Source organism: Pseudomonas sp. Lz4W (genome assembly GCF_000346225.2).
GTDB lineage: Bacteria > Pseudomonadota > Gammaproteobacteria > Pseudomonadales > Pseudomonadaceae > Aquipseudomonas > Aquipseudomonas paraversuta.
This window is the reverse complement of the sequence record NZ_CP017432.1, coordinates 3653678-3679070: the sequence shown is the minus strand read 5'-3', so window position 1 is coordinate 3679070 and position 25393 is coordinate 3653678. Positions and strand designations below refer to the sequence as shown.

Annotated in this window: 25 protein-coding genes; 9 read left to right on the top strand and 16 right to left on the bottom strand. The window is 59.3% G+C overall.

The window, feature by feature from the left end; translation table 11 throughout:
• Positions 1-38: 38 nt before the first annotated feature.
• A complete protein-coding gene (locus tag B195_RS16800) occupies positions 39-779 on the bottom strand; it encodes an SDR family oxidoreductase (protein WP_003440974.1) in 741 nt (246 codons plus the stop codon).
• A gap of 238 nt (positions 780-1017) precedes the next feature.
• On the opposite strand from B195_RS16800, the gene B195_RS16795 reads away from it, so the two are divergent.
• A complete protein-coding gene (locus tag B195_RS16795; protein ID WP_003440976.1) occupies positions 1018-1779 on the top strand; it encodes a FadR/GntR family transcriptional regulator in 762 nt (253 codons plus the stop codon).
• 9 nt (positions 1780-1788) lie between these two features.
• On the opposite strand, the gene B195_RS16790 is transcribed toward B195_RS16795, so the two are convergent.
• The 11 genes from B195_RS16790 to B195_RS16740 all read right to left on the bottom strand — a co-directional run bounded on the left by B195_RS16790 (position 1789) and on the right by B195_RS16740 (position 14484).
• A complete protein-coding gene (locus B195_RS16790) occupies positions 1789-2040 on the bottom strand; it encodes a hypothetical protein (RefSeq protein WP_003440978.1) in 252 nt (83 codons plus the stop codon).
• Positions 2041-2126: 86 nt separating this feature from the next.
• Positions 2127-3428 carry an MFS transporter gene (locus B195_RS16785; protein ID WP_003440980.1) on the bottom strand — a complete coding sequence of 434 codons (1302 nt, stop codon included), beginning with the start codon at positions 3426-3428 and terminating at the stop codon, positions 2127-2129.
• Positions 3429-3475: 47 nt separating this feature from the next.
• Entirely contained in the window at positions 3476-4633 is a 1158-nt protein-coding gene (gene tcuB / locus B195_RS16780; protein WP_003440982.1) for a tricarballylate utilization 4Fe-4S protein TcuB, read from the bottom strand.
• Entirely contained in the window at positions 4620-6074 is a 1455-nt protein-coding gene (gene tcuA / locus B195_RS16775) for an FAD-dependent tricarballylate dehydrogenase TcuA (protein ID WP_003440983.1), read from the bottom strand. Before tcuA ends, tcuB begins: the two co-directional genes overlap by 14 nt.
• A 142-nt stretch (positions 6075-6216) precedes the next feature.
• Entirely contained in the window at positions 6217-7152 is a 936-nt protein-coding gene (locus B195_RS16770; protein WP_003440985.1) for a LysR substrate-binding domain-containing protein, read from the bottom strand.
• 117 nt (positions 7153-7269) lie between these two features.
• Positions 7270-8562: a histidine-type phosphatase gene (locus B195_RS16765; protein WP_003440986.1), complete on the bottom strand. Its 1293-nt coding sequence runs from the start codon at positions 8560-8562 to the stop codon at positions 7270-7272.
• A 150-nt stretch (positions 8563-8712) separates the two neighbouring features.
• On the bottom strand, positions 8713-10017 hold the full coding sequence (locus B195_RS16760; RefSeq protein ID WP_003440989.1) for a histidine-type phosphatase: 1305 nt from the start codon (positions 10015-10017) through the stop codon (positions 8713-8715).
• 37 nt (positions 10018-10054) lie between these two features.
• Positions 10055-10780, bottom strand: a complete 726-nt coding sequence (locus B195_RS16755) for an oligogalacturonate-specific porin KdgM family protein (protein ID WP_178092389.1) — start codon at positions 10778-10780, stop codon at positions 10055-10057.
• A 208-nt stretch (positions 10781-10988) separates the two neighbouring features.
• A complete protein-coding gene (locus tag B195_RS16750; protein ID WP_003440995.1) occupies positions 10989-12365 on the bottom strand; it encodes an MFS transporter in 1377 nt (458 codons plus the stop codon).
• A gap of 116 nt (positions 12366-12481) precedes the next feature.
• On the bottom strand, positions 12482-13324 hold the full coding sequence (locus B195_RS16745; protein WP_003440998.1) for an inositol monophosphatase: 843 nt from the start codon (positions 13322-13324) through the stop codon (positions 12482-12484).
• A 149-nt stretch (positions 13325-13473) separates the two neighbouring features.
• On the bottom strand, positions 13474-14484 hold the full coding sequence (locus B195_RS16740) for a LacI family DNA-binding transcriptional regulator (protein ID WP_010655882.1): 1011 nt from the start codon (positions 14482-14484) through the stop codon (positions 13474-13476).
• A gap of 406 nt (positions 14485-14890) precedes the next feature.
• Between B195_RS16740 and B195_RS16735 the strand changes: the two genes are divergently transcribed.
• Together B195_RS16735 and B195_RS16730 are read left to right on the top strand one after the other, a co-directional pair.
• Positions 14891-16132 (top strand): glutamine synthetase family protein, encoded by a 1242-nt coding sequence (locus B195_RS16735; protein ID WP_177412990.1) that lies wholly within the window; start codon positions 14891-14893, stop codon positions 16130-16132.
• A gap of 99 nt (positions 16133-16231) precedes the next feature.
• On the top strand, positions 16232-17563 hold the full coding sequence (locus B195_RS16730) for an MFS transporter (RefSeq protein ID WP_003441035.1): 1332 nt from the start codon (positions 16232-16234) through the stop codon (positions 17561-17563).
• Positions 17564-17664: 101 nt separating this feature from the next.
• On the opposite strand, the gene B195_RS16725 is transcribed toward B195_RS16730, so the two are convergent.
• The 4 genes from B195_RS16725 to flgA all read right to left on the bottom strand — a co-directional run bounded on the left by B195_RS16725 (position 17665) and on the right by flgA (position 20168).
• The gene (locus tag B195_RS16725) at positions 17665-18402 is read right to left on the bottom strand and encodes a flagellar brake protein (protein WP_003441037.1); all 738 of its coding nucleotides are present in this window, start codon (positions 18400-18402) and stop codon (positions 17665-17667) included.
• A 92-nt stretch (positions 18403-18494) separates the two neighbouring features.
• Positions 18495-18962, bottom strand: a complete 468-nt coding sequence (locus tag B195_RS16720) for a flagella synthesis protein FlgN (RefSeq protein ID WP_029612370.1) — start codon at positions 18960-18962, stop codon at positions 18495-18497.
• A gap of 59 nt (positions 18963-19021) precedes the next feature.
• Positions 19022-19348: a flagellar biosynthesis anti-sigma factor FlgM gene (flgM, locus tag B195_RS16715; protein ID WP_003441043.1), complete on the bottom strand. Its 327-nt coding sequence runs from the start codon at positions 19346-19348 to the stop codon at positions 19022-19024.
• Positions 19349-19499: 151 nt separating this feature from the next.
• The gene (flgA, locus tag B195_RS16710) at positions 19500-20168 is read right to left on the bottom strand and encodes a flagellar basal body P-ring formation chaperone FlgA (RefSeq protein ID WP_235972521.1); all 669 of its coding nucleotides are present in this window, start codon (positions 20166-20168) and stop codon (positions 19500-19502) included.
• Positions 20169-20328: 160 nt separating this feature from the next.
• On the opposite strand from flgA, the gene B195_RS16705 reads away from it, so the two are divergent.
• From B195_RS16705 to flgE, 6 genes are all read left to right on the top strand, one after another.
• Positions 20329-21291 (top strand): chemotaxis protein CheV, encoded by a 963-nt coding sequence (locus tag B195_RS16705; protein ID WP_003441049.1) that lies wholly within the window; start codon positions 20329-20331, stop codon positions 21289-21291.
• A 13-nt stretch (positions 21292-21304) separates the two neighbouring features.
• Positions 21305-22132, top strand: coding sequence for a protein-glutamate O-methyltransferase CheR (cheR, locus tag B195_RS16700; protein ID WP_003441051.1), 828 nt, complete (start codon positions 21305-21307; stop codon positions 22130-22132).
• A 245-nt stretch (positions 22133-22377) separates the two neighbouring features.
• Positions 22378-22785 (top strand): flagellar basal body rod protein FlgB, encoded by a 408-nt coding sequence (gene flgB / locus B195_RS16695; RefSeq protein ID WP_003441054.1) that lies wholly within the window; start codon positions 22378-22380, stop codon positions 22783-22785.
• A gap of 3 nt (positions 22786-22788) precedes the next feature.
• On the top strand, positions 22789-23232 hold the full coding sequence (gene flgC / locus B195_RS16690; protein WP_003441056.1) for a flagellar basal body rod protein FlgC: 444 nt from the start codon (positions 22789-22791) through the stop codon (positions 23230-23232).
• A gap of 15 nt (positions 23233-23247) precedes the next feature.
• Positions 23248-23973 carry a flagellar hook assembly protein FlgD gene (flgD, locus tag B195_RS16685; RefSeq protein ID WP_003441059.1) on the top strand — a complete coding sequence of 242 codons (726 nt, stop codon included), beginning with the start codon at positions 23248-23250 and terminating at the stop codon, positions 23971-23973.
• Positions 23974-23993: 20 nt separating this feature from the next.
• Entirely contained in the window at positions 23994-25322 is a 1329-nt protein-coding gene (gene flgE, locus B195_RS16680) for a flagellar hook protein FlgE (protein ID WP_003441061.1), read from the top strand.
• The last annotated feature ends 71 nt before the right edge of the window (positions 25323-25393 follow it).

Below are 25393 nucleotides of genomic sequence, written 5' to 3'. Positions count from 1 at the left end.
CTCGCGAGCAAGCTCGCTCCTACAGGTGTGGAGAGGGGCTAGTTGCTCCAGCCGCCATCGATGATTTGTGCGGTGCCGGTGGTGAAGCCGCTGGCACTGGAACCCAGATACAGCGCCAACTGGGCGATTTCTTCGGCGCTGCCGATGCGGCCCATGGGCTGGCGTGCAGCGAAGGCGGCGTACACCTCGTCGACACTGCGGCCTTCGCGCAGGGCCTGTTCGCTGATGCGTTGACGCAGGGAAGGGGAGTCGACGGTGCCGGGGCAGATGGCGTTGCAGCGGATGTTCTGGCTCACAAAGTCAGCCGCCACCGAACGGGTCAGGCCAATCACGGCACCCTTGCTGGCGCAGTAGGCAAAACGGTTGGGCACGCCTTTGACGCTGGATGCCACCGACGCCATGTTGATGATCGAACCGCCGCCGTTACTCAGCATGCCCGGCAGGAAGGCGCGGATCATGCGGTACATGGCGGTGACGTTGAGGTCCAGGGCGAAGCTCCAGTCTTTTTCGCTGCACTGCAGGATATTGCCGCTGTGCACCACACCCGCACAGTTGAACAACACATCCAGCGGGCCAAGCTCACTGGCCAGGCGCTCGATGGCACCGGCATCGGTAACGTCTAAAAGAACAGGGTGTGCGCCTTCGAGGGCGTCGAGGGCGGCGGCATTGATGTCGGCGGCGAAGACTTCAGCGCCAGCGGCGAGGTATGCCTGGACACTGGCCAGGCCAATGCCCTGGGCGGCGGCCGTGATCAGCACGCGTTTGCCGGAAAGATCCATAGATGCTCCGTGTTGCAGTTCATTATTTTTATTTTGGCCCAATGGTCAGGCCATTGTGGGCGTAGCAAATGGCAAAACCACGCAAGTATCGGGATAAGGTTTGCTATGATCGCTTTACAATATCCGTTCAATGGTCAGGCCATTGGGCCTTTTGTAGCACGCACCTCAAGCATCAACAAGGGTCTTTTTCCCCCAAAAGTGCTCGTCGAACGCTGTCCAGACCAGAGCTTATTTCACGATGCCATTTCAAGTTATTGATAACCAAAGACTTTATCGACAGATCGCCGATCAGTTGCGGGCCTTGATCGACAGCGGAGAATTTCCGCCGGGCAGCCGTTTGCCGGCCGAACGCGAGCTGGCCAAGTTGCTGGGGGTGAGCCGGGCTTCTGTGCGCGAGGCGATGATTGCGCTGGAAGTGATTGGTCTGGTGGATGTGCGTGTGGGTAACGGGGTGCTGGTATGCGAGCCGCCGGTACAAGCGGTATCCAATGAACCGGTGATGGCCCAGGTTACGCGCAACCAGTGGAAAGAACTGGACCCCGAACTGGGTATCGAGGTGGATTTCAGTGCCGAGATCCCGCCCTTCGCCTTGCTCCAGGCGCGCCGTCTGATCGAACCCGAAGCCGCGGCACTGGCGGCGGTGAATGCCAGCGATGAAGAACTGGCAGGCATTCGCGAAGCGTTCGAGCGCAACGTGCAGGACAACCGCCAGGACTCGCACACCCATCCCGGTGATCGCCTGTTCCATATCCGTATCGCCCAGGCCTCGGACAACCCGGCCTACGCGCTGATGATCCAGCACCTGCTGGGCCATCGTTACGGCAGCATGTTCCAGCGCCTGCAAAGTCATTACGGCTCAGGTGACATGCCCCATCGTTCTGAAGATGAGCACCGGCGAGTGCTGCAGGCGCTGGAGCAGCATGACCCGGCCGCTGCGCGTCAGGCGATGGCGGAGCATCTGGATGAAGTGATCCGGATTTTCAGTCGCAGCGCTCAGTAAGCGCCGTGATCACAGCCAGGATTCGCTGATACGCCGGTCCAGCTCTTCCAGATCAGCCATGCCCAGTACCCGGGTGGTGTTCAGGCCGCGCAGATAGCCCCTGAGCTGATTTGCGGTAGAGCGCACGACGTCCACAGGTGCATGTTCTTCGTGCAATGCCTCTTCATACACCACCAGGTATTCAGCTACCCGGTCGCGAAATTCAGGGAGTACTGCTTCACGGATACGGTCGAAAGTTCTGAGCTTTTGATTAGTGTTCAAGTTTCCCCCTGTGGGAGTGTTGTTATTAGATGCGAGCTCAATGTATCTCACGTGAGCGTATCTACACAGGGGGCACGGCTATTTGCTTATGCCGCGTTGAGCACCGGCGCTTTATGCTGACGATAGAGCGCCATCGTTGCGCAGAACCCACAGAAGGCCGCGAACATCAGCCAGAACGCAGGTGATGCCTTGTCTCCGGTGGTTTGCACCAGGATGGTCGAGATAGCCGGGGTAAAGCCACCGAACAACGCGGTAGCCAGGCTGAAGGCCAGAGAGAACCCCACCACCCGCACGTTTTGCGGCATGACTTCGGTCAGGGCCGCCACCATTGCGCCGTTGTACAGACCAAAGAAGAACGAGAAGTACAGCAGCACGATGAGCAGCCGTTCAAAGCTCGCGGCCTCGGCCAGCCAGTGCATGGCCGGGTAGGCGGTCAGCATGCACAGCAGGGAAATGCCCAGCAGCAAGGGCCGACGGCCGATCTTGTCGGAGAGCGCACCGCCAATGGGCAGCCAGATGAAGTTGCTCAGGCCGACGAACAGGGTCACCACCAGACTGTCGGTGGTGCTCAGGTTGAGCACGGTTCTGCCGAAGGTCGGGGTATAGACCGTGATCAGGTAGAAGGTGGTAGTGGTCATGGAAGCCAGCAGGCCGCCCGCCAGTACGGTCCGCCAGTTATCACGCATGGAGCGGAACACTTCACGGGTACTCGGATGGTGGCGTCGGGCTTTGAAGTCTTCGGTTTCTTCCAGCGAACGGCGAATGACGAAGATGAACGGGATAATCGCGCAGCCGATGAAGAACGGAATGCGCCAGCCCCAGGCGGCAATTTCGGATGCCTCCATATAGGTATTGATCGAGTATCCCAGAGCGGCGGCCAGAATGATCGCCACCTGCTGACTGGCTGATTGCCAGCTGGTGTAGAAACCGGTACGCCCGGGTGTGGCGATTTCAGCCAGATAAACCGAAACACCGCCCATTTCTGCACCCGCAGAAAATCCCTGCAGCAGCCGTCCCAGCAACACCAGAACCGGTGCGGCAATGCCGATGCTGGCGTAGCCCGGCACCAGTGCGATCAGTACTGTGCCTGCGGCCATGATCGACAGCGTTACGATCAACCCTTTACGCCGCCCCACTTTGTCGATGTAGGCACCCAGAATGATGGCGCCCAGCGGGCGCATCAAAAAGCCGGAGCCAAAGACTGCAAAGGTCATCATCAGCGAGGCAAATTCGCTGGTCGCCGGAAAGAAGGTCCTGGAGATATAGGTGGCGTAAAAGCCGAACAGGAAGAAGTCGAACTGTTCGAGGAAGTTACCGCTGGTGACCCGCAAAATGGCGCCCAGCTTGGACCCCTTTTTGCGGCTTGTTTCTGTTGTTGTTTTCATCATGGCTACCGTCTTGCTGGATATTGTTATTGGAATGAGTGCTTCTGGTGTCAGTCGCTTGCCGCGTTAATCGGGTTTGGCTGGCGCTTTTCGATGGCGTATTTGAGCAGTGCTGCGCTGCGGAAGATGCCGTGGGCAAATTTGCTGTACGGCATGGTCAGGAAGAACGCCATGACCAGGCCGAGGTGGATCGCCAGAGCCAGCCCCAGGCCGCTGGTTTCACGCAGGGCGAGTAACGCCAGGCCGCTGGCACTGATCAACAGCAGCAGTGCGATAAAGCCGCGGTCCATGGGTTTTTGCTGCTCGTCGCCCTGATCCGGATGACGGCGCAGGTTCAGCCACAACAACCCGGCGGGGCCGACCAGCAGGCCAAGTCCACCGACAATCCCCAGCATCACGGGCAGGCTGAACACGGGATACGGAGCCGACCAGTGCAGGACAAAGTGATAGAGGGTGGCGACGCCGGTCGCTGCGAAGCACAGCAGGAAGCCGTAGAAGGTCAGGTGGTGGAAGCGCCGACGCCACAGGGTGAAAGCGTCGTCGCTATTGTTGCAGCCCTCGCCATGCCCGCCGTCCAGATACTTGAGCCGGGCAACGCTGGACGTCGCTTCAAGGGCTGCTGAGGTTTTAAGCCCCAGGCTGGCACTGGCAGGTGATACATCGCGCCAGAAGCGGCGTACGCCCAGGGTCAGGGCAAGCACTGCAAAGCCGAACACCGGCCCGAACATCAATGCCAGTGTGTTGTGCGGGAAAATTCCGTAGAAATTGCCCCCGGGCATAGCGGTAAAGAGATTGCCCATCACCAGCAGCATGAGGCACAGAAATAGCGTCAGCCCCGCCGCAGTGGCCAGAGCCAGGGTCAGGCCGTTGCGCTGATACAAAGTGCCCAGGGCCTTGGGCCAGGCGTATTCGGCGTAGGTGTCCAGGCGTACCTTGGCCATGGCCTTGGGTATATTGATTGCGAATTCGTGGGGAGCTGCGTATTGGCAGGCGTGCAGGCACGCACCACAGTTGTGGCAAAGATTGGCCAGGTAGTGGATATCGGCCTGGCCAAACTCAAGACGCCGGGTCATGGCCGGAAAGACCGCGCAGAAGCCCTCGCAGTAACGGCAGGAGTTGCAGATCGCCAGCTGGCGCTGGACTTCGGTTTCATCAAGGTTCAATACCGGGATCAATTCGCCGGATGCCTTGGGATCAAACAGTTGCATGTCGAGATTCCGATATCGTGGAGGAAGGGCCATAGCCCACGGAGGCGGCGGCCTGGACGCCGGCAATACGCCCGAACGCAGTACCGATGGCCATGCCGATACCCGCGGTGTAGCCCTTGCCCAGCACGTTGCCGGCCATCATTTCGCCGGCAACGAACAGGTTGGGGCTGGGCTCGCCATTGAAATGCACGGCAGCGGTTTCGTCGGTGGCAAGGCCCAGATAGGTGAAGGTAACGCCCGGTTTGAGCGGATAGGCATAGAACGGTGGTTGCACCAGCGGCCGTGCCCAATGGGTTTTGGCCGGGGTCAGCCCCCGGGTGTGGCAATCGTCCAGCGCGGTGTGGTCGAAGGTGCCGACGTGACAGGCCTGGTTGTAGTCCTCCACGGTTTTCACGAACGCAGCCTGGGGCAGCTGCAACTGGCGGGCCAGATCCTCAAGGGTGTTGGCCCGGGTACCGGGGAAGACCGGCGGCATGAAGCGACCGATGGCTTGCTGGTCGATGATCGAGTACGCCTGCTGACCCGGTTGACCCGCCACCAGCCGTCCCCAGATGGCATAGCGCTTGGGCCAGAAATCTTCGCCCTCATCGTAGAACCGCTCGCCGTCACGGTTGACGACCACACCCAGGGATACGCAATCGATGCGCGTGCAAATACCGCCGTCATACAGGGGGGCGCGAGCATCAATGGCGACCATGTGCGCCTGGGTCGGATCGCCGATGCCATCAGCACCGTGATCAAGCATGCGGCGCAGCAGGATACCGGTGTTGAACCGTGTGCCACGGATCAGGAAGTTGTCCGAAGGCCATTCCCCCCGTTCATTCTGCCCCCAGGCTTCGCGCAGCCATTCGCGGTTGGACTCAAAGCCGCCAGCTGCCAGTACGCAGGCCCGGGCTTCAATACGTTGCGCGGCCACGGCCTGGCCATCAACCTCATGGGCGCCAATGTGGGCGGCGATAAATTTGCCGTCCTTGAGCTCAATGTCGGTCACTTGCGTGTTGTAGCGGATCTCGACGCCCAGGCGTTCGGCACTGCGGAAATAAGCATTGACCAGGGCTTTACCGCCGCCCATGAAAAAGGCGTTGGTCCGCGCCACATGCAGCGCGCCTGATAGCGGCGGTTGAAAATGCACGCCGTGGGAGCGCATCCAGTCGCGGCAGGTGGACGACGCGCGAATGGCGATTCGGGCCAGCTTCTCATCGGTGATACCGCCGGTGACCTTCAGCAGGTCTTGCCAGTATTCCTCTTCGGGATAGGCATCGATCAGCACATCCTGAGGAGCATCGTGCATGCAGCGCAGGTTACGCGTGTGTTGTGAATTGCCGCCTCGCCATACCTTGGGCGAGGCTTCAAGCAGCATGACGCTGGCGCCGGCTTCCCGAGCCATCAGTGCGGCACACAGGGCTGCATTGCCGCCACCTATGATGAGTACATCGATCATTATTTCTCCTCGGTTCCCAAGGCAGCCGGAGCAAAGTGCGCCTTGCAAAGGAGGGAGAAGGTAGGTGACAGCGCAAAGCGCCGAAAGACGGGATTCGACGCGGGGTGTTTAGTTTTATTAAAGGGTTGGCCGGTTCGGGTTGCTAGCCGCTGGCGGTTTCAACCAGGGTTGCGCCGGGCCACTGCTGATCGAGCACCAGTTTTTTTGCCACCTCTACCATCACCAGCCGCGTGGCCAGCGCCGCCGGGGACAGTTCGTCATCGGCCAGGGTCGCCAGAAGATTACGCCGGCCCACATGGGGATCAGTGATTTGCACCAGTGAAAGCCCGGACTCGCCTTTAAGCGCCGCTGCCGCGCCGGGTTGAATCGTGGCGGCATGCCCGGCCCGCACGGCGTTCATCAAGATTGCCAGACCGTCGACTTCCATCACGATATTGGGGGTGATCCCCGACCGCTCAAAGGCCGTCATCAAGGTTGAACGCAGCCCGTGTTGCGAACTCGGCATCACCAGCGGCAAGCCCCCCAGATCGGCTATCTGCACGCCATCACCGCGAGGAGCATTGGGTAATTGGGGTGAGGCGATGACAAACAGTTTTTCATCCAGCAGGGGGGTGATGCTCCAGCGCTTCCCGCCTTCGAGCTGAAACAGGATGGCCAGGTCGATCTGGCGGGCATTGAGCTGCGTGGCCAAATGGCCCGACAGCATTTCCACCAGATGCAACTGAATGTCCGGATAGCGCTCACGCATCGCATTGATCAAGGGCAGCGCGAGCACGGTAGCCGTGGTCGGGGCCAGGCCGACGCTGACGTACCCGCTCATACGGCCGCGATGGGCAGCCATCACGGCGTTTTCCGCCTGACGCAGGGTCAGTTGGGCGTGATGTAAAAAGGCAACACCGGCGCTGGTGGGGGTGACGCCGGTGGAGGTGCGATTCAGCAGGCGGGTCGACAGCTCGTTTTCGAGCCTGGAGACTTGCTGGCTCAGGGCCGAAACCCCGACCTCCAGCTCCAGGGCGGCACGTCCAAGACTGCCCAGTTCAACAATCTTTACGAAATAGCGCAGTTGCCTCAACTCCAAACGATACCGCTCCCCTCAAATGCTGATTCAGACGCCGGGAAATGCCTGGCGAGTCGCGCCGCTATTGTGCCCATCCCGGGTTCAACGCAGAAAGCGACTTTTACCCCAGGCCGCCGGTTATTGGAAGCTGTAAGGCGTGAGCGCGGTCGGATCAATGTTCTGATCGACTTTCAGCAGCGCCTCTTTGAGCGGGCACAGCAGGCCGACGCTGGTTTTGCGGCAGTCTTTGGCGCTGGCGAAATCACCCTTGAGCGGTTTTTCGGCGCCGTCCAGCCGGGTCAGGTTGCGGATCTGATCCATCGACTGGGCTTCAAAGGCGATGCGCAAAAAGTACTCGCCGGTTTTGACTTCCCGGTAACGCTCGAACTGCAGGGTGCCCACCGGCGGGATGTTGTTTTCCAGATAGTCACCCAGTTTCCAGCCGAAGCCGAGCATGGTGCGCAGGTACGAGATGTTGGTGTCATGGGCCACCAGCAGCATCAGCGGTACATCGGGCGGGGTGCCTGGGGCATCTTTTTTGGCGAAGGAGGTGCCTTGCTTGAGCTCCAGGGAAATCTGGTTCATCAGCTCGGATGCGCCACGGCTGGCGATATAGGGGATGTCATTGAGGAAGTCGTATTTGGCTTTGGTCAGTACCATCAGGCTCGACACTTCGGCCGGGGTGCGGGCATTACCGAAGGCGACCTTGTCCAGCGGCAGGCCCTGGCTGTACTCCAGGCGGAACACTTCGCCCATGTTGGCCCCGGCGCTCAGGCCCTTGATCGAGAAGCGGCCCTTGGCATTTTCTTCGAGCACCCAGGGCTGTTTGCCGTACGGGCAATCAGCACCCGGCAAGCAGGCCACTTCCCGGAGTTTTTCTTCATAGGGTTTGTAGCGTGCCTGGGCGGCTTCGATGCTGCCCCCCAGGGCTTTGAATATGCCGGCCTTGGCTTTGTCCGGGTCGAGTGCGGCAAATGGCATTTCATTGGCCTGGAACAGGGCGTCCTGTTTGCCTGCAACGTAGGTCGGCTGGAAACCGCAACCGGGGAACATGCCGTCGAGCAAGGCCTGGGCCGTGGCTTTGGTGCGTTGCAGGGGGCTGGCATGGACCAGCAGTTGGCTGGCGTCCGGGCAGCCTTTGGGGATCAGCCCGGCAGTGCGCAGCACCTGGCCCCGGTAGCGGCCCATTTCCACGGCGCCGGTGTAGCCGTGACCGGTCAGGTTGCCCAGGGGCACCAGCCAGGTCGGCCATTGGCGTTGGGTGACGCTGGTGAGCAGTTTTTCATTGGACTCGGTAGGCGGGCGGACTCCGTGGCGGCTGACCTGTACCACTTTATCCAGGACGTAGCCGTCACTGGATGGCGTTTGGGCAAAGGCTGGCGGGCTGAGCATGCCGGCCAGCAGCAGGCTGGCATAGAGCGAGGTCTTCATGGGTTTTCCTTTTAGTCTTCCTGGACACAATGGGCGCAGAGTCTAGTCGGCTAATGACTCAAGTACGGTGAATCCTGTAGTCGCTGCCAAAGGTTGCGATAAGGGCCCAAGGACCTTCGTCTCTGTCCGGCCCCATCGCAGCCTGCGGGTTTATGGGTAGCGCGCTGTGGTCATCGCTGTGCGGTCAATGGCTTTGCTCAGGTTGCTGGCAAAACTCTCCAGCGGGCACAGGGTGCCAACCGCGGTTTTCTTGCAGCCGGGCTGTTCGAAGTCCACCTGCAGCGGCGCGTTGTTGCCGGTCAGCGGGGTCAGGTTGCGGATCTGATCCGGTGACTGGGTCACGAAGGTGGTCCTGATGAAGCGTTCGCCACTGTTGGTATCGCGATAGCGTTCAAAGGCCAGGGTGCCGGTGGGCGGGATATTGCCGGGCTGGTACTCGCCCAGGGCCCAGTGAAAACCGAGCATGGTGCGCAAGTGCGAGAGGTTGGTGTCGTGGGCGACAATCACCAGTAACGGGGCTTTGGGCGGATTGCCCAGCGGGTCGGATTTTTCCAGTGCGGTGCCTTGTTCCAGTGCCAGCAGCAGCTGGTTCATCAACTGCGAACCACCGCGTTTGGCAATGTGCGGCGTGTCATTGACGAAGTCGTACTTGGCGCGGTGCAGTCGGGTCAGGGCCATCACCTGTTTGGCGTTGGCGGCATGGCCGAAAGCGACTTCGGACAAAGGTTTGCCTTCGCTGTATTGCAGGCGAAAGGTTTCGCCCAGGGATGACGCCTTGTCCAGGCCCTTGATCTTCAGACGCCCCTCATCATTCTGTTTAAGCACCCATTCGGCTTCGTAGAACGGGCATGGTTTGCCTTCGATACAGGCTGCGGCCTTGAGCAGGTCCAGGTCCGGTTGCAGTCGGGCCTTCGCCGCCTGCAGGTCACCGCCCAGGGCCTTGAGGATTTCACCTTTGGCGATCACCGGATCGATGCGGGCAAAGTCCATCTTGTCGGTCTGGAACAGCGGGTCGAGTTTTTCCGTGCTGGCCAGGGCCTTTTGTCCGCAGCCGGGGAACATGCCGTCGAGCAATGCGCCAGCGGTGGCGCGGGTACGCTGTTTGGGGCTGGACAAGGTGTACACCGTGGTGGTGTCCGGGCAACCCGCCGGGAGCAACCCGGCCTGACGATAGTGCCCGGCCTGCCAGGCGCCCATCAGGCTGGCTGCCAGATAGCCGTGGCCGGTGAGTTCGCCGTCACGCACCAGCCAGGTGGGCCACTGGCGCCGGGTGGCGTCCACCAGTTTTTGCGTGTCGGTCTGCGGGCGTACGCCGTGGCGGCTGACCTGCACGGCTTTTTCCAGTACGTAGTGGCCGTTGTCCTGGGCGTGGGCAATCTGGGGGGCGCTGATGCTCAGGGCCGCCGTCAGCAGCGGGCCGCTGAGGCGAAAAAGGGTCGAAAGAGAAACGTTCATTCACAGTCTCCTGGAGGGGGTTGCAGGGGGCGCGCGATCAGAATTTGTATTTAAAGCCCACGCGATAGCGGGCCTGACGCTCGTCGGTGTCTTTGTCGACGTACACGTCGGCCACTTCAAAGTAAGGAATAAACCGGTGGGTCACTTTGTAGTCGATGACGAACTTGTTGCTGTAGTTACGCTTCTTGCCGTCAAACGCTATCTGGTTGCTGTAAATCTCTTTGCGCGCTATGCCGATGGACATCCGGTCGGTTCGGTACTTGCCGCCCAATGACCAGACGTTGTCCCTTTTGCTTTCCTTGCCGTCATCTTTATAGGTGGTGACCTTGTAGTAGTAACCGGGGATCACGGAAAAACTGTTGTTCAACTCGTAGGGGAACTTGAACGCCGGTTTATAGGACTTTTTATCCTTGCCCTGGGAGTAGGTGAACTTGGGTTTGAACTTCAGGCGCTTGGTGAGTTTGTGTGAATACTTGACCTTGCCTTTCAGGGAATCCTTGGTCATGTGTTCAAACGGCTGGCCGGGCTGACCGTTTTCCTTGACTGCGGGGCTGGCAACCATCTGGAAGGAGAACGCCAGGCCATTGTCCAGGGCCTGGGTGATCATCACCTTGTCGGTGTGGTCGCGATCCTTTTCGTTGTACTGATGCTGGTAGTCCAGATCCAGTGCGTGGGACGCAGTGGGCATCAGCATGAGCGCGCCTTCCAGTGCGGTGAAGCACAGGGCGGCGATCAGACCGTTGTAGCGACCGGGTTTGCACACGTGTGCATTCCGCGGCGAAAAAAAAGATGTGTTCAGGGCTTCATTCAATGGATAGGTCATCTTGTTTGCTCGTTTATTGTTGTTGTTAGTTCCAAGACACGGCGGTATTGCTCTTGGGAAACACACAACTCCTTGCTGGCCAGTCGCCAACTATGCGGGATGAATGTTGCAGGTATATGTCACTTTTTGTTTCAGGATCAAGAGCGGTTTAAATCTTTGCCGGTTCAGCAAAGGCTGCTGTTTTACCCATAGGCGGTTGTGTGCGCTTTTGGATATACAGGGCAAACAGGGCGGTCATGAGCACCGAGATCAGCGAGGCACTGACCCAGAAGATCGACAGGGTCTGGAATTGATAGACCTTGCTGCCATTGCTCAACACCGTAGTGCCGTGCTCGATCAGTACGCCGGTGAGAATTTCACCTGCTGCAGCGCCGCCATAGCTGGCGATACCGATCATGCCCAGCGCAGCACCGGAAGCGCTTTTGGAGGCAATGTCAGTGGCCATCAGGCCGCCGAGGAAACACAGCAGAGCCCCCATCGACAGACCGAAGAACATCATGGCCGTAGCATCCAGCCAATAGTGGCCGGCCGGAACGAACAGGAATGCGGCCAGCGACGCGGTGTTCATCAAGCCGAAGATCATCGCCAGGGCATTGCGCTTGCCGTTGAAGAAACGGTCCGAAATCAGCCCGCTCAGGCCGGTACCGATAATCCCGAAAACCCCGGTAATGGAGATCAGTGTCGAGGCGCTGAGGGTGTTGTAGGCCTTGGCGTTTTCCAGGAAGAACACGCCCCAGGAAATCACTGCATAGCGCCCGATGTACATCAGGCAAGAGGCCAGGGCGAGCAGCCACAGGGCCGGGTTTTTCAGCAGTTCCAGCTGTTTGCCGAAGATGCTCGGCCCCGTCTTGTCATGGGGTTCAGGGGCTTGTACCGGGGGGAAGCCGCAACTTTGTGGCGAGTCGGCCATAAAAAAGTAAATCAGGGCCAGCCCCGCCAGGCCCATCAGGGTGGCGAGCCAGTAGCCGAACTGCCAGCCCCAGGTCACCACCACAGCGGCCACGGCCACGTAGGTCAAGGCTTCGCCCAGGCTATGGGCAATCGACCAGAAGCCATAGAAGGTTCCGCGTTCCTTGTCGGTGTACCAGCGCGACAGCGAGACCACGCACGGCCCGACCCCCATGGATTGGGCCCAGCCATTGAGGCCCCAGATCAGGGTCAGAATGATGGTGTTGGTGGTCATGCCCATGCAGGCATTGACGATGGCGCTGAGCAGCAGGCCCAGCATCATGAAGCGGCGCACATTGGAGTGATCGGCCAGAAAGCCGTTGACCAGTTTGCCGATGGCATAGGCGAAGAACAGCGCCGAGCCGATGATGCCCAGTTGGGTGGGGCTCAGAATGTTGTTCGATACCAGTGCCGGCTTGACCACGTTGAACGAGAGGCGACACACGTAGAACAAGGCGTAGCTCAGTGACATGGATATAAAGGTCTGCCAGCGCAAAACCCTGAACCTTTGCATGTCCTGGCTGGGGATACCCTCGCGGGCAGGTGCAGCCTTGAAGGCATTGAGTAGAGATTTCATGGCGCAAGATTTCCTGTTTTTGTTTTTCTAGGGGCCTGCTTGTAAAACCTTTTCTGGATCTGTCCGGTACAGCCTGATTGATCTGACCTGCCGGGTTGAGCCCGCTGCCACAGCAGTCAGCTGTTCAGAGAAGGCCCGATCATACGGGCCAGTGCCGGGTACAGCTGAGGCGCGGCCACCAGTAGCGGGTTGCCTTCGATCAGGCCCCGGTCCTTTAAAAAGTCACTGCATTGACCGCCGGCTTCGCTGACCAGTACCAGACCGGCAAGGCAATCCCAGCTGTTGATATGGGTTTCGTAGTAACCGAGCAGGCGCCCGGCGGCGACGTAGGCGATCATTAATGCACCCGAACCATTACGAATGAACATTCCGCCTTCATCCAGCAGCTGTTTGATGAATGGCAGAAAGTGTTCCTTGCCCCGTCGATGGGAGGTACCGACCCCGGTTACGCCCAGGGTCAGATCGACAGCCGGGTTGACCACGATGGGGGTCTGGTTGACGTAGGCGCCCAGGCCTTTGCAGGCATGGAATAGTTCGTCGTGGTTGGCGTCGGCCACGGCGCCCAGGCTGGGCACGCCATCCACCAGCAAGCCGATGGACACACACCAGGTGTGCAGGCCGTTGACGAAGCAGCTGGTGCCATCAATCGGGTCGACCACCCAGATGCAGCGTGCCTGCAAATCGCTGCCGCCGGTTTCTTCGCCGAGAAAGCCATCTTCGGGGAAGTGTTGGGCCAATTGCCCCTTGATGAAATCTTCCAGTTCGCGGTCGGCCATGCTGACCACGTCCTGGCCAACACCGTCCTTGTGCGCGACTTCCAGGGTTTCGCGCTGGCGATAGTATTCAAGCCCCAGCTGCGCCGCCTGTACGGCGATGCGCTGGGCTTGCAGGTAGCGATGTTCGAGGGCCAGCGGCTGGTTTGGGTCGAGGTCCAGATGAGCAGTGAGGGTTGCCGGCATGCTTTTTTTCCTTGGATTGCACACGTGTGCAATCTGCTGTTTAAAAAAAGTGAATGGACCTTTTTGCCTTGGGGCGGGCAGGGGGCGATTCACTGTTGGGGCTAATACAACACGAAACAAAAATTCAATTCAACATAAAAATAAAACAATTATTCCACTGTACTGCCGCGACGAACCAGAGACACCGCAATAGAGCCGTGCAGGCCACAGTGCTGAAAATTTTTGCGACGGGCGACAATTGCGGCTACCGCGCTTTTTGCCAGTTCACTGCTGTTCTGGCGCAGGGTGGTGAGGTTGTAGGCCAGGTGCGCAGCCTGGGGAATATCGTCGAAACCTATGACTTGCACGTCGTTCGGCACCGATAACTGCAACTTGTAACGCAGCCCGTCCAGCGCGCCCAGGGCCAGCATGTCGGTGGCACAGAACAGGGCGTCCGGTCGCTCGCGGCCGCTGAACAATTGTTGTACGGCGCCAAGTCCGCCGTCATAGCTGGGCGCTGCATCCAGAACCGCGACCGGGCTCAGGCCCGCTTCGGCGAGCCGGTCGCGAAAGCCTTCCCAGCGTTCGCGGCTACTGAAGTTGTTTTGCCCCTGGCCGATGAAGGCCAGGCGTCTGGCGCCACCCGCGAGCAGGGTGGCCGCTGCCAGGCGGCCGCCGCCGCGGTTGTCGCTGCCGATTACCTCGGCGCCTTCCAGTTCGTGTCCGCGGTTGATCATGGCCACCGGGATCTGGTGTTTCAGGTAATGCTGAACCACCGACAGCGGCGGTGATGCCGAGGTCAGAATCACCCCGGCAATCTGGTAGCTGAGCAGTTCGTGCAGTGACTGTTCGAGTTGCCGCGGGTCATCGGCGTTCATCAACAGTGGCATCAACCCCTGTTTGTTCAGCGCCTCGGTGATCGGACTGAGCAGGCTGGCCCGAAACGGGCTTTCAAAACCTGCGGTGACCACGCCGACGAAATTGCTGTAGCCCTTGTTCATGGTGCGGGCGATCAGATTGACCTGGTAACCCAGGGCCCGGGCCGCAGCCATGACCTTGTCGCGGGTAAGCGGCGACACGCTGGCGCCCGGGGTGAAGGTGCGTGAAACCGCTGAGCGGGAGACTCCGGCATGGCGCGCGACGTCGTGGGCGGTGATCAAGTGAGTGTCGTCTTTAGGCATGCCGGGCACTGCGAAGAAAAATAGAATCGCCACCCTAATGGCTTGTGTTGCCGTTGCATAGGTATCGGCGTTTTTTCGCGCTATCACGCTCTACGTCGTCGCTGCCAAGGAACAAAGACTGCGAGGGCAGATTCAGCGAGCTGAACATCTGAAGGCCTGGGGCCCTTATCGCAGCCCTCGTTCCTCGGCAGCGACTACGAGGGTATTCCAGGAATTGTTCGGCGACTGCTTGAAATCCCGAACGGGTGGTGCGTATTTTGTACGGATTGCCGTTCGCGGCCCGTACCACAACAAGGAAAGTGTCATGACGACCGATGACCAGCGCTCTCTCGCACAGCGATTGACCGGCATTGACGAGATTGAATGTGTGACTGCCGATTTGAACGGCGTTCCCCGGGGCAAGGTAATGACTGCAGCGGGGTTCCTCGAAGGGCGGCGTTTGCAAATGGCCCGGGGGGTGTTGCTGCAATGCATCATGGGCGGTTATCCCGAGGCGCGCTTTTACGGCAGCGATGATGGCGATCTGGCACTGGTGCCTGACCCGGCCCACATCTATCCCTTGCCCTGGAGCCAGCAACCCCGGGCGCTGGCCATTTGCGACGCGGATGAATTCAGCGGTGAAAGCTCGCGTTTGTCGACCCGTGGCCAGTTGAAGGCGGTCATCGCCCGTTATGCCGCTCGCGGCCTGGCGCCGGTGGTGGCGACAGAGCTTGAGTTCTTTGTGTTCGCGCCCAACCCCGATCCGACCCAGCCGTTCCGTCCGCCGGTGGGTCTGGACGGTCGTCGCGAAGACGGTTTTTCGGCGTTCAGCATCAGTTCCAATAACGGTCTGCGGCCGTTCTTCAATGAAGTCTATGAGTGCATGGCGGCACTGGGCTTGCCCCGTGACACCTTCATGCACGAAATGGGCGTCAGCCAGTTCGAGATCAACCTGCTGCATGGCGATCCGCTGCTGCTGGCCGACCAGACCTTTTTGTTCAAGCACCTGCTTAAAGAAGTCGCACTCAAACATGGCCTGACCGTGGTGTGCATGGCCAAGCCCCTGGCGCACACGGCCGGCAGCTCGATGCATATTCACCAAAGTGTGGTGGAACTGGGCAGCGGACGTAATGTGTTCAGCGATGAGGCGGGGCAGCCGACCGCTACCTTCCGTCATTTTATCGGCGGACAACAGGCGGGCATGGCTGACTTTACGGCGCTGTTTGCGCCGAACGTCAACTCCTATCAGCGCCTGTGCCACCCTTATGCATCGCCGAACAATGCCTGCTGGTCCCATGACAACCGTGCCGCAGGGTTGCGGATTCCGGCCAGTTCACCGGTCGCCCGGCGGGTCGAAAACCGCTTGCCGGGGGCAGACGCCAACCCCTATCTGGCGATTGCCGCGAGCCTTGCGGCGGGCCTGTACGGGATTGAAAACGAGCTGGAGCCGACGGCTGCGATCCAGGGTGAATTCGAAGTGCCGGATTCTTTGTCCCTGCCATGTACCTTGCATGCCGCCCTTGAGCGTCTCAAACGCAGTCACTTGGCGATTGAACTGTTCGGTAAGGAGTTCATCGAAGGTTACATTGCGTCCAAGACCCTGGAACTCACCAGCTTCTATGATGAAATCACCCCCTGGGAGCGTCGTGTATTGGCGGCTCAGGCTTAATCGTTCAAGCGCCTGCCACTTGGCATGAGCGTTTGACACTGTGGCCGCCGGCTATCGAAGGATTGCCGGCGGCCCGCACACGGAGCTGCACGGAACGCCATGCACCAAATCTGGAAGTCTTTTCGCGCCCTGTATTTTGCTTCGCTGATGATGTTGATCGGCTCGGGGCTTTTGAGCACCTATCTTGCCCTGCGCCTGGCTGCCGACGATGTCGACGGCTTGTGGATCGGCGCATTGATGGCGGCCAACTATTTTGGTCTGGTGCTGGGCGGCAAGATCGGTCACCGGCTGATTGCCCGTGTCGGTCATATCCGGGCCTATGCCACCTGCGCCGGTATCGTCGGGGCAGCAGTACTGTGCCACGGCCTGACGGACTGGTTGCCGATATGGTTGCTGCTGCGGGTGATCGTCGGTCTGGGCATGATGTGCCAGTACATGGTCATCGAAAGCTGGCTCAACGAGCAGGCTGATGCCAAGCAGCGTGGGGTGGTGTTCAGTCTGTACATGATCGCTTCCTACCTGGGTCTGGTACTCGGCCAGCTTGTACTGGTGATTCATCCGGCCCTGGGCCCTGAATTGCTGATGCTGGTGGCGTTGTGTTTTGCCCTGTGCCTGGTGCCCGTGGCCATGACCCGGCGGATTCACCCGGCGCCGCTGCACCCGGCACCGATGGACCCGAAATTTTTTATGAAACGGGTACCGCAGTCATTGATTGCGGTACTGGGCGCCGGCTCGCTGGTCGGCTCCTTTTACGGCCTGGCGCCGCTGTATGCGTCGCAGCAAGGGCTGTCCACCGAACTGGTCGGCCTGTATATGGGCTGCTGCATTTTCGCCGGCCTGCTGGTGCAGTGGCCGCTGGGCTGGCTGTCGGACCGTTATGACCGGCCTTTGCTGATCCGGATCTTTGCCTTGATCCTGGCGGTGGTTTCATTGCCGCTGGCAATCCTGCCTTCAGTGCCGCTGCAAGTGTTGTTTGCAGCAGGTTGCCTGAGTGCGCTGGTGCAGTTCTGTATTTACCCGCTGGCTGTGGCGTTTGCCAACGACCACATTGAAGGCGAGCGCCGGGTTTCGCTGACCGCCATGCTGCTGGTGACCTACGGCATTGGCGCGAGCATCGGCCCTCTGGTGACCGGGGTGCTGATGAAACTGTTTGGCAGCCATATGCTCTACGCGTTTTTCAGCGTTGCGGGGTTACTGCTGGTTTGGCGCATACGGCCGAATGCGGTCACCAACCTGCACCAGGTCGACGATGCGCCTCTGCATCACGTTGCCATGCCTGACAGCATGTCCAGCTCACCGCTGGTGGCAGCGCTTGACCCGCGGGTGGATGAGCAGGTGGTGCAGGATCAGATGGTGGACAACATCGCGCCGGAGCCTGAACCCGAGCCTGAAACCGGGCATTCAGAACCTGAAACCAGGCCTGAGCCCTGAAGGCAGGAGCGAACTGACTGTAGGGGCGAGCTTTTGATCTCTCTTTGAAGAGCTCGCGAGCAAGCTCGCTCCTACAGGTTTATTTCTTTTTTACAGGCTTATCAGTAGTCGTCTTTATCGAACTGGCGCGCTTCGCGCTGCAGTTGATAGACAAAACGCTCGACCTGACGCTGCACAGCCCCGCTGATGTTGTGAAACCGCAGGCCCGCAAAGGTGACGTTGAGGCGCTCTTCAAAATGCAGGTAGCGCAACTCCACGGCCGTTGTCATGGCGCCGAAGGGCAGGGCGGCACTGAAGCGCTCATACACCTGGCCCAGCTGCATGCTCTCGCCGATATTGCCTTCGAAGCGCAATTTGCAGCCCGTGGCCGATACATCAAGCAGCTTGCCCTTGAGCGGCGCCTTGAGCTTTTCGCCCGCCACATCGACATTCACCAGATTGGCCAGTTTGAGCGCCGCGCGAAATGCGTTGCGCCGCTGGTGGTACAGCACTTCGCCCGGCAGGGCGGTGCGGTAGCAGCGGTGGTCATGGGCGTCGTCAATGGTCAGGCGGCTGGTGCATTCCCAGGCGATGCGTACGCCTTCATGGAAACCTTCAACTCGAAACGGTACGCCGTCCTGAAGAAAACGCTCGCCGTCACGGGGGATCATTTCGTCCAGGGCCATGGAGTTGCCCTCACGATCCACTTCGACCACATAGCTCTGGAAGCGCTGGATGCGGTCCTGGAACGTAATAATCAGCGGGTCATGGCTCTCTTGCAGCATGCGCAGGCTGGAGGCCACTTCCAAAGGTGTGGAAAGCACCTTGGGTGGCTGCGGAGCATCTTGGGAATCGAACACGGTTCAGCGGTCTCCGGACAATAAACAGCAACACGCAGGGGGGTGGCATTTTGCCATTGTGTTGCGTGTCTAGATAGCGTGACCGTGCAGGTTCAGGCCTGGCTGTAAGCGCGGGGTTTATCCAGCATTGAGGTCGAGCCGCGGGCGTCATACAGCGAAGGCGCTTCGCCGCCGTGCAGGATGCGCAACTGATTGGCGGTGATCGCCTGTTGCGTCTGGATCGATTGGCCGTTTAGCAGGTTGGCTGCCTGGCACCGGGCCAGCAACTGGTTCAGCAGATCGCTCTGTGTCAGCAATTGCTCGCCCACGCTGGAGTGGCTGGCAAGGCTTTCGAGGCCGCGGCGGTTGGTGGTCAAGCCCAGGCTTGCCAGTATCTCGCTGCGTCGGCGGCCATGCTGTTCAAGCAGGATGATCAGCGACTGTTTACGCGCCAGAATATTTTCCAGCACCCGCATGTCGCGGCTTTTGAGGGCAATGGACTCGTCCTGCAACAGGCCGAGCAGTTGCTCGGCCGGTGCCAGATCGTCATTGATCAGTTGCAGCAAATTTTCATCGTGGATGTTGTGCATGTCGGGCTCATGGGTGTTAAGCGTCCAAAAGCCTGGCACTGGCCGTGGGCCTAGCGCTCAGCTTCTATATTCAGCAGTTTGCCGGCAACCCGATTGCTGTCGACTTTATAACTGCCATCGGCAATGGCTTGCTTCAATTCGGCAACCCGATTTTTATCGACCACCGGTTGGTCACGCAACGAGTCACTGATTTTCTGCAACTGTTGAGCTTCTTGACTGAGGTGCACAGATTCACCGCTTGGGGCGCTGACACTGGTTTGTTCAGGTTTTTTTGCAGGGGCCGCTTGCGTGGCGCTACCCGCTTCCTGGTTGGCATTGCTGCGGGTACTGCCGCTTAAGGGCGGGGCACTGTTGAGACGGCTAAAGTCGATGACCATGACGAAAAACCTCTGGGTATTTGGACGCTTGCCATGTTTTCGGCCAAATCCGGGAAAACTTTAGGCGCGATTAATCATGGCTGACTGCTTGTCGGTACTGACCTGCGTCAAGGCACAGTGTAGGAAAGTCGCGAAACTGATGCCAATTTTCCTAGAGTGCTACTTCAACCTGGCCCGGTGCGGTAATCCGTGCCCGGATGACGCGCTTGGAGTTCAGGTTCTTAACCCGGATCTGTTCGCTGAGGCCACCATCAGACAGGGCCTCGCCGGGCATCTTGACACTTAATGTGCCGCTACGTGCGCTGATCACCACGTGATCGCCTTTACGCACGGCCGCAGCCTGCTCCAGATGGGTGAGGGTCAGCACCTGATCAGTGACCATGGGCCGCAGCAGCTTTTGCCCCACTGCCAGCTCGGTCGCGGTCAGGTAGCCCTGTTTGATCAGGCTGATATCGCGCTCGCGCAGGGTGACATCGGCGTAGTCGATGACCATGCCGCGCTGCAGGGGGTGGGTCACGGTGACGACATCGCGGAACAGTTTGACCTGTGCCGGAACAAAGATGGTCCAGGGTGAGAGCCCTTCACAGCGTACGCGCACAATGACGCGGCCCATGGGTTGGGCCGGGCTCTCGAGGCTGGCTGTCAATTCCTTGTCACACCAGGCCAGGCGCAGCCGGGGGTCGAGGTTGTTGACCTGGATTTGATAGCGGCCCTCGATCTGACCAGTGGCAAGGTAGTCTTCGACGGTAAATTCAAGAAAGCCCTGGGTCACGCCGATAAGCTGATCAGGCGATGTGAATTCATCGGCGTGGGACGGCATGCCGATAACCGTCAGGCACAAGGCCGCAAGCAGGCTGAAACAGCAGCGCGGCACGTGGCAGGATTTTGTCGTTTTAGCGTTCATGGCAGATAAATAGCAAAGCCCGTGCCGTTTGCCGGGCAATGTGTGTCGTAACTTAAAGTTTTAACAGGAGCTGAGTATGGCCGGGGTGATGGATGCGGTTAACCAGCGCACTCAACTGGTAGGGCAAAACCGCCTTGAACTGTTGTTGTTTCGTCTGGACGGGCCACAGCTGTACGGGATCAACGTGTTCAAAGTCAGGGAAGTGCTGCAATGCCCCAAGCTGACAATGATCCCCAAATCCCATCCAGTGGTATGTGGAGTGGCGAATATTCGCGGGGCGACCATCCCGATTCTCGATCTGGCAATGGCCACCGGGTCGGGTCCCCTGCAAGATCAAAGCAGCCCGTTTGTCATCATCACCGAGTACAACACCAAGACCCAGGGCTTTTTGGTTCGTTCGGTCGAGCGTATCGTCAACATGAACTGGGAAGACATTCATCCGCCACCCAAGGGTGCCGGTCGCGACCATTACTTGACGGCTGTGACGCGACTGGACGAGCAACTGGTGGAAATCATCGATGTGGAAAAGGTTCTGGCTGAAGTTTCGCCTTCGCCGGAAACCATTTCCCAGGGGGTGGTAGATGTCGAAACCCAAGCCAGAGCGCTGTCTTTGCGGGTGCTGACGGTCGATGATTCGTCGGTGGCGCGCAAACAGGTTGCCCGTTGCCTGCAAACGGTCGGGGTCGAGGTGATATCGCTGAACGACGGCCGTCAGGCGCTGGACTACCTGCGCAACATGGCGGGTGAGGGCAAGGACCCGGCCGAAGAGCTTCTGATGATGATTTCGGATATCGAGATGCCGGAAATGGACGGCTATACCCTGACCGCCGAGATTCGTAACGATCCACGCATGAAAAATTTGCACATCATTCTGCATACTTCATTGTCCGGTGTATTTAATCAGGCGATGGTCAAGAAAGTCGGTGCCGATGACTTCCTGGCCAAGTTTCGCCCCGATGACCTGGCATCCCGGGTAGTAGACCGGATCAAAGCAGCAGACCATAGCCAGGGTTCATCCCTGGCGGTCAAAACGATTTAAGAGGCGCGATCATTTGTCGACGGCTAATTTGGATTTTCAACAGTTCCGGGTTTTCCTGGAAAAAGCCTGTGGCATTTTGCTGGGTGAGAACAAGCAGTACCTGGTCTCCAGTCGTCTCAACAAGCTGATGGAGCAGCAAGGGATCAAGTCCCTGGGCGAGCTGATTCAGCGCATTCAGAGCCAGCCCCGCAGCGGGTTGCGCGAGCAGGTGGTCGATGCCATGACCACCAACGAAACCCTGTGGTTTCGCGATACCTACCCCTATGAAGTACTGAAGAACAAAGTCCTGCCCGAGCAGATCAAGGCCAGTCCCGGTCAGCGTCTGCGTATCTGGTCGGCGGCGTGCTCTTCGGGGCAGGAACCCTACTCGCTGTCGATGGCGATTGACGAGTTTGAGCGCAGCAATCCGGGACAGTTGAAAGCCGGGGTGCAAATTGTGGCCACCGACCTCTCCAGCTTGATGCTCAATACCTGCAGAACCGGCGAATACGACAACCTGGCGATTGGTCGCGGTCTGTCGCAAGAGCGCTTGCAGCGCTATTTCGACCCCAAAGGGCCCGGGCGCTGGGTGCTCAAAGCGGCAATCAAGAGCCGGGTCGAGTTCCGCTCCTTCAACCTGCTGGACAGCTACGCCGGGTTTGGCAAGTTCGACATCGTGTTTTGTCGCAACGTGCTGATCTATTTTTCGGCTGAAGTGAAGAGAGACATCTTGCTGCGCATTCACAGCACCTTGAAGCCGGGCGGCTACCTGTTTTTGGGGGCCTCCGAAGCGCTTAATGGCTTGCCGGATCATTACCAGATGGTGCAATGCAGCCCGGGGATCATTTACCAGGCCAAGTAAGCAAAACGGGAGCCCTTGTACGGCTCCTTTTTTATGCCTGCCAATCTTTCCCTGCAGGAGCAGGGAGGGGGCGGCAGAAAAACGGCAGTCAGCGGTCAGGCATTGCCGCTTTTATGACATTGCCGCGCCCCATCTCCCTGCAAAGCCCTGAAATATGGGCCTTAGGTAATTGGCACGGGGTTTGCTCAGTTCATGTCATATAAAGCCTGAATTGCGTTCAGGTCAGCCCACAAAGGTTTCCCGACATGAGCATCAGCTTCGATAAAGCGCTCGGTATCCACGAACAGGCCCTGGGCTTCCGCGCACAGCGGGCCGAAGTGCTGGCGAACAATATCGCCAATGCCGATACCCCGAACTACAAGGCTCGGGACCTGGATTTTGCCTCCGTGCTCGCCGCACAAAGTGACAAAAACCAGAACGGCACGTTTGCGTTGAACAAGACCAACGGCCGGCACATCGAAGCCCAGGGCCTGAGCAGTGGCGACGAGTCACTGCAGTACCGGGTGCCGATGCAACCGTCGATTGACCAGAACACGGTGGATGCACAGCTGGAACAGTCGAACTACGCAGAGAATGCGGTCAACTTCCAGGCCAGCTTCACTTTGCTCAACAGCAAATTCAAAGGGCTGATGTCAGCCCTGCGCGGGGAGTAATTCATGTCTCTAGCCAGTGTTTTCAATATCGCCGGTAGTGGCATGAGCGCGCAGACCACGCGCCTGAACACCGTCGCCAGTAACATCGCCAACGCCGATACCGTGTCGTCGAGCATCGACCAGACTTACCGCGCGCGGCACCCGGTGTTTGCCACCATGTTTCAGGGCGCGCAAAACGGCACCGACGGTTCACTGTTCCAGAACCAGGACGGTGCCGGCAAAGGCGTGCAGGTGCTGGGTGTGGTCGAGGACCAGAGCGAGCTCCAGGCCCGTTACGAGCCCAGCCATCCTTCTGCCGACGCCAAGGGCTACGTGTACTACCCCAACGTCAATGTGGTTGAAGAAATGGCTGACATGATTTCTGCCAGCCGTTCGTTCCAGACCAACGCGGAAATGATGAACACCGCCAAAACCATGATGCAGAAGGTCCTGACCCTCGGTCAGTGATAAGGGACGACGCAAATGAGTGTGACCGATTCCACCAGCGGCCCGACCCTTAATCAGGTACTCGCCAACTCGGCCCGGACCACGACCACCGACACCAGCCTGGGCGGGGCGTCCAAGGCCGTTGCCGGCAGTAGCTCCCTGGGCAAGGATGCATTCCTGCAATTGCTGGTCACCCAGCTGAAAAACCAGAACCCGCTGGACCCGCAGGACAACACGGCGTTCGTTGCCCAGCTGGCGCAGTTCAGCAGCCTGGAGGGCATCACCACCCTGAACGATTCGGTGAATTCCATCACGGGTGGCCTGCAGTCGTCGCAAGCCTTGCAGGCGTCGTCGCTGGTGGGCCGTTCGGTGATAGTGCAAACCGGCGAAGCCTATGTCGACCCCGCCAGCGGCAAGCCGTTTAACGGCACCGTGGTGGTCAAGGATGCCGATTCCAAACCCACCATCACTATTACCGATGCGGACGGTGAGGTGGTCAGGACCATCGACATGGGCACCCAGAAAGCCGGCAATGTCGACTTCACCTGGGACGGCAAGGATGACGACGGCCTGTTGCTGGACAAGGGTAACTACACCTTTACCGCATCCAGTAAAACCGACACGACCACTACCGCGCTCACCACCTACCTGCCAGCCACGGTCAACAGCGTGACCCTGAGTAAGACCGGCGGTGAAATCATGCTCAACCTCGCAGGCCTGGGCAGCATTGGCATATCCAAAGTCCAGACCATTGGCCTCTAAGCCGACCCAAGGAGAGACACATGTCATTCAATATCGGCCTTAGCGGCCTGTATGCGGCCAACAAGCAACTTGACGTTACCGGCAACAACATCGCCAACGTCGCCACCACCGGCTTCAAGGCGTCCCGTGCCGAGTTCGCCGATATCTACTCGGCCAGCAAGCTGGGGATCGGCAGCAAGACGGTCGGCAGCGGCGTCAACCTGGCGGCGGTCTCGCAAAACTTTGGCCAGGGGGCGATCAATAACACCGGCAACCTGCTGGACATGGGCATCTCCGGCAGCGGCTTCTTCGTGCTCAGTGACAATGGCTCCCTGAGCTACACCCGCGCCGGGACCTTCAAGTCCGACAAGGACGGTTACGTGACCAGCACAGACGGCACGTCGCGCTTGCAGGGCTATGGCGTGGATGCCAACGGCAATATCGTCAACGGCACCTTGACCGACCTGCGTATCGATACTTCCAACCTGGCGCCCAAGCCGACCGGCTCGGTGGAGTCCACGATCAACCTGAACTCCAATGCCGACACTATTGATCAGGTCGTGAACAAGTTCGACCCGGGCGAGACCGCCAGCTACAGCAAAAAATTCAACACCACCGTCTACGATACCCAGGGCAACCCGCACCCGATGGATCAGTACATGGTGAAGACCGGTTCCAACACCTGGAAGACCTACACCCTGATCGACGGCCGCAACCCTGATGGCAGCCCGGTCAGCGGCGCCGGCGCCAAAGATCCGGTGGCCTCGACCATGAGTTTCGATTCGACCGGTGCCCTGGTCAGCGTCACGACGCCGAACCCGGTTGCCGGAGGCCCGGACATCATCAGCAGCACTTTGACTGTCGCGGACTGGATGCCTGGCGCAACCGTCAATGGTGCATGGGTGTCCAACGGCGCCAAGGCCAAAGATGACGGCTTTGGCATCAACATGGCCAGTACCACCCAGTACAACACCGACACCTCGCGCAACCCGCCAACCCAGGACGGCTACGCTACCGGCCAGATCAACAACCTGACCATCGATGGTTCAGGCGTGATGTTCGCCAACTTCAGCAACAACCAGAGCCGTGCCATTGGCCAGATCTCGCTGGCCAGCTTCACCAACGAACAAGGCCTGCAGCCGGCGGGCGGTACTGCCTGGAAAGAGACTTTCGCTTCGGGCCTGGCCGGCTACGATGCGCCGAAGGTCGGCAGCCTGGGCGCGATCCAGTCCAACTCGCTGGAAGACTCCAACGTCAACCTGACCAGTGAACTGGTGGACCTGATCAAGGCGCAGAGCAACTACCAGGCCAACGCCAAGACCATCTCGACCCAAAGCACCATCATGCAGACCATTATTCAGATGACCTGATAGCGGGCAGCACGACAAAAAGCCCCGGCACGCCAATGCCGGGGCTTTTTGTTGTTGAAGCAGGGGGCTTG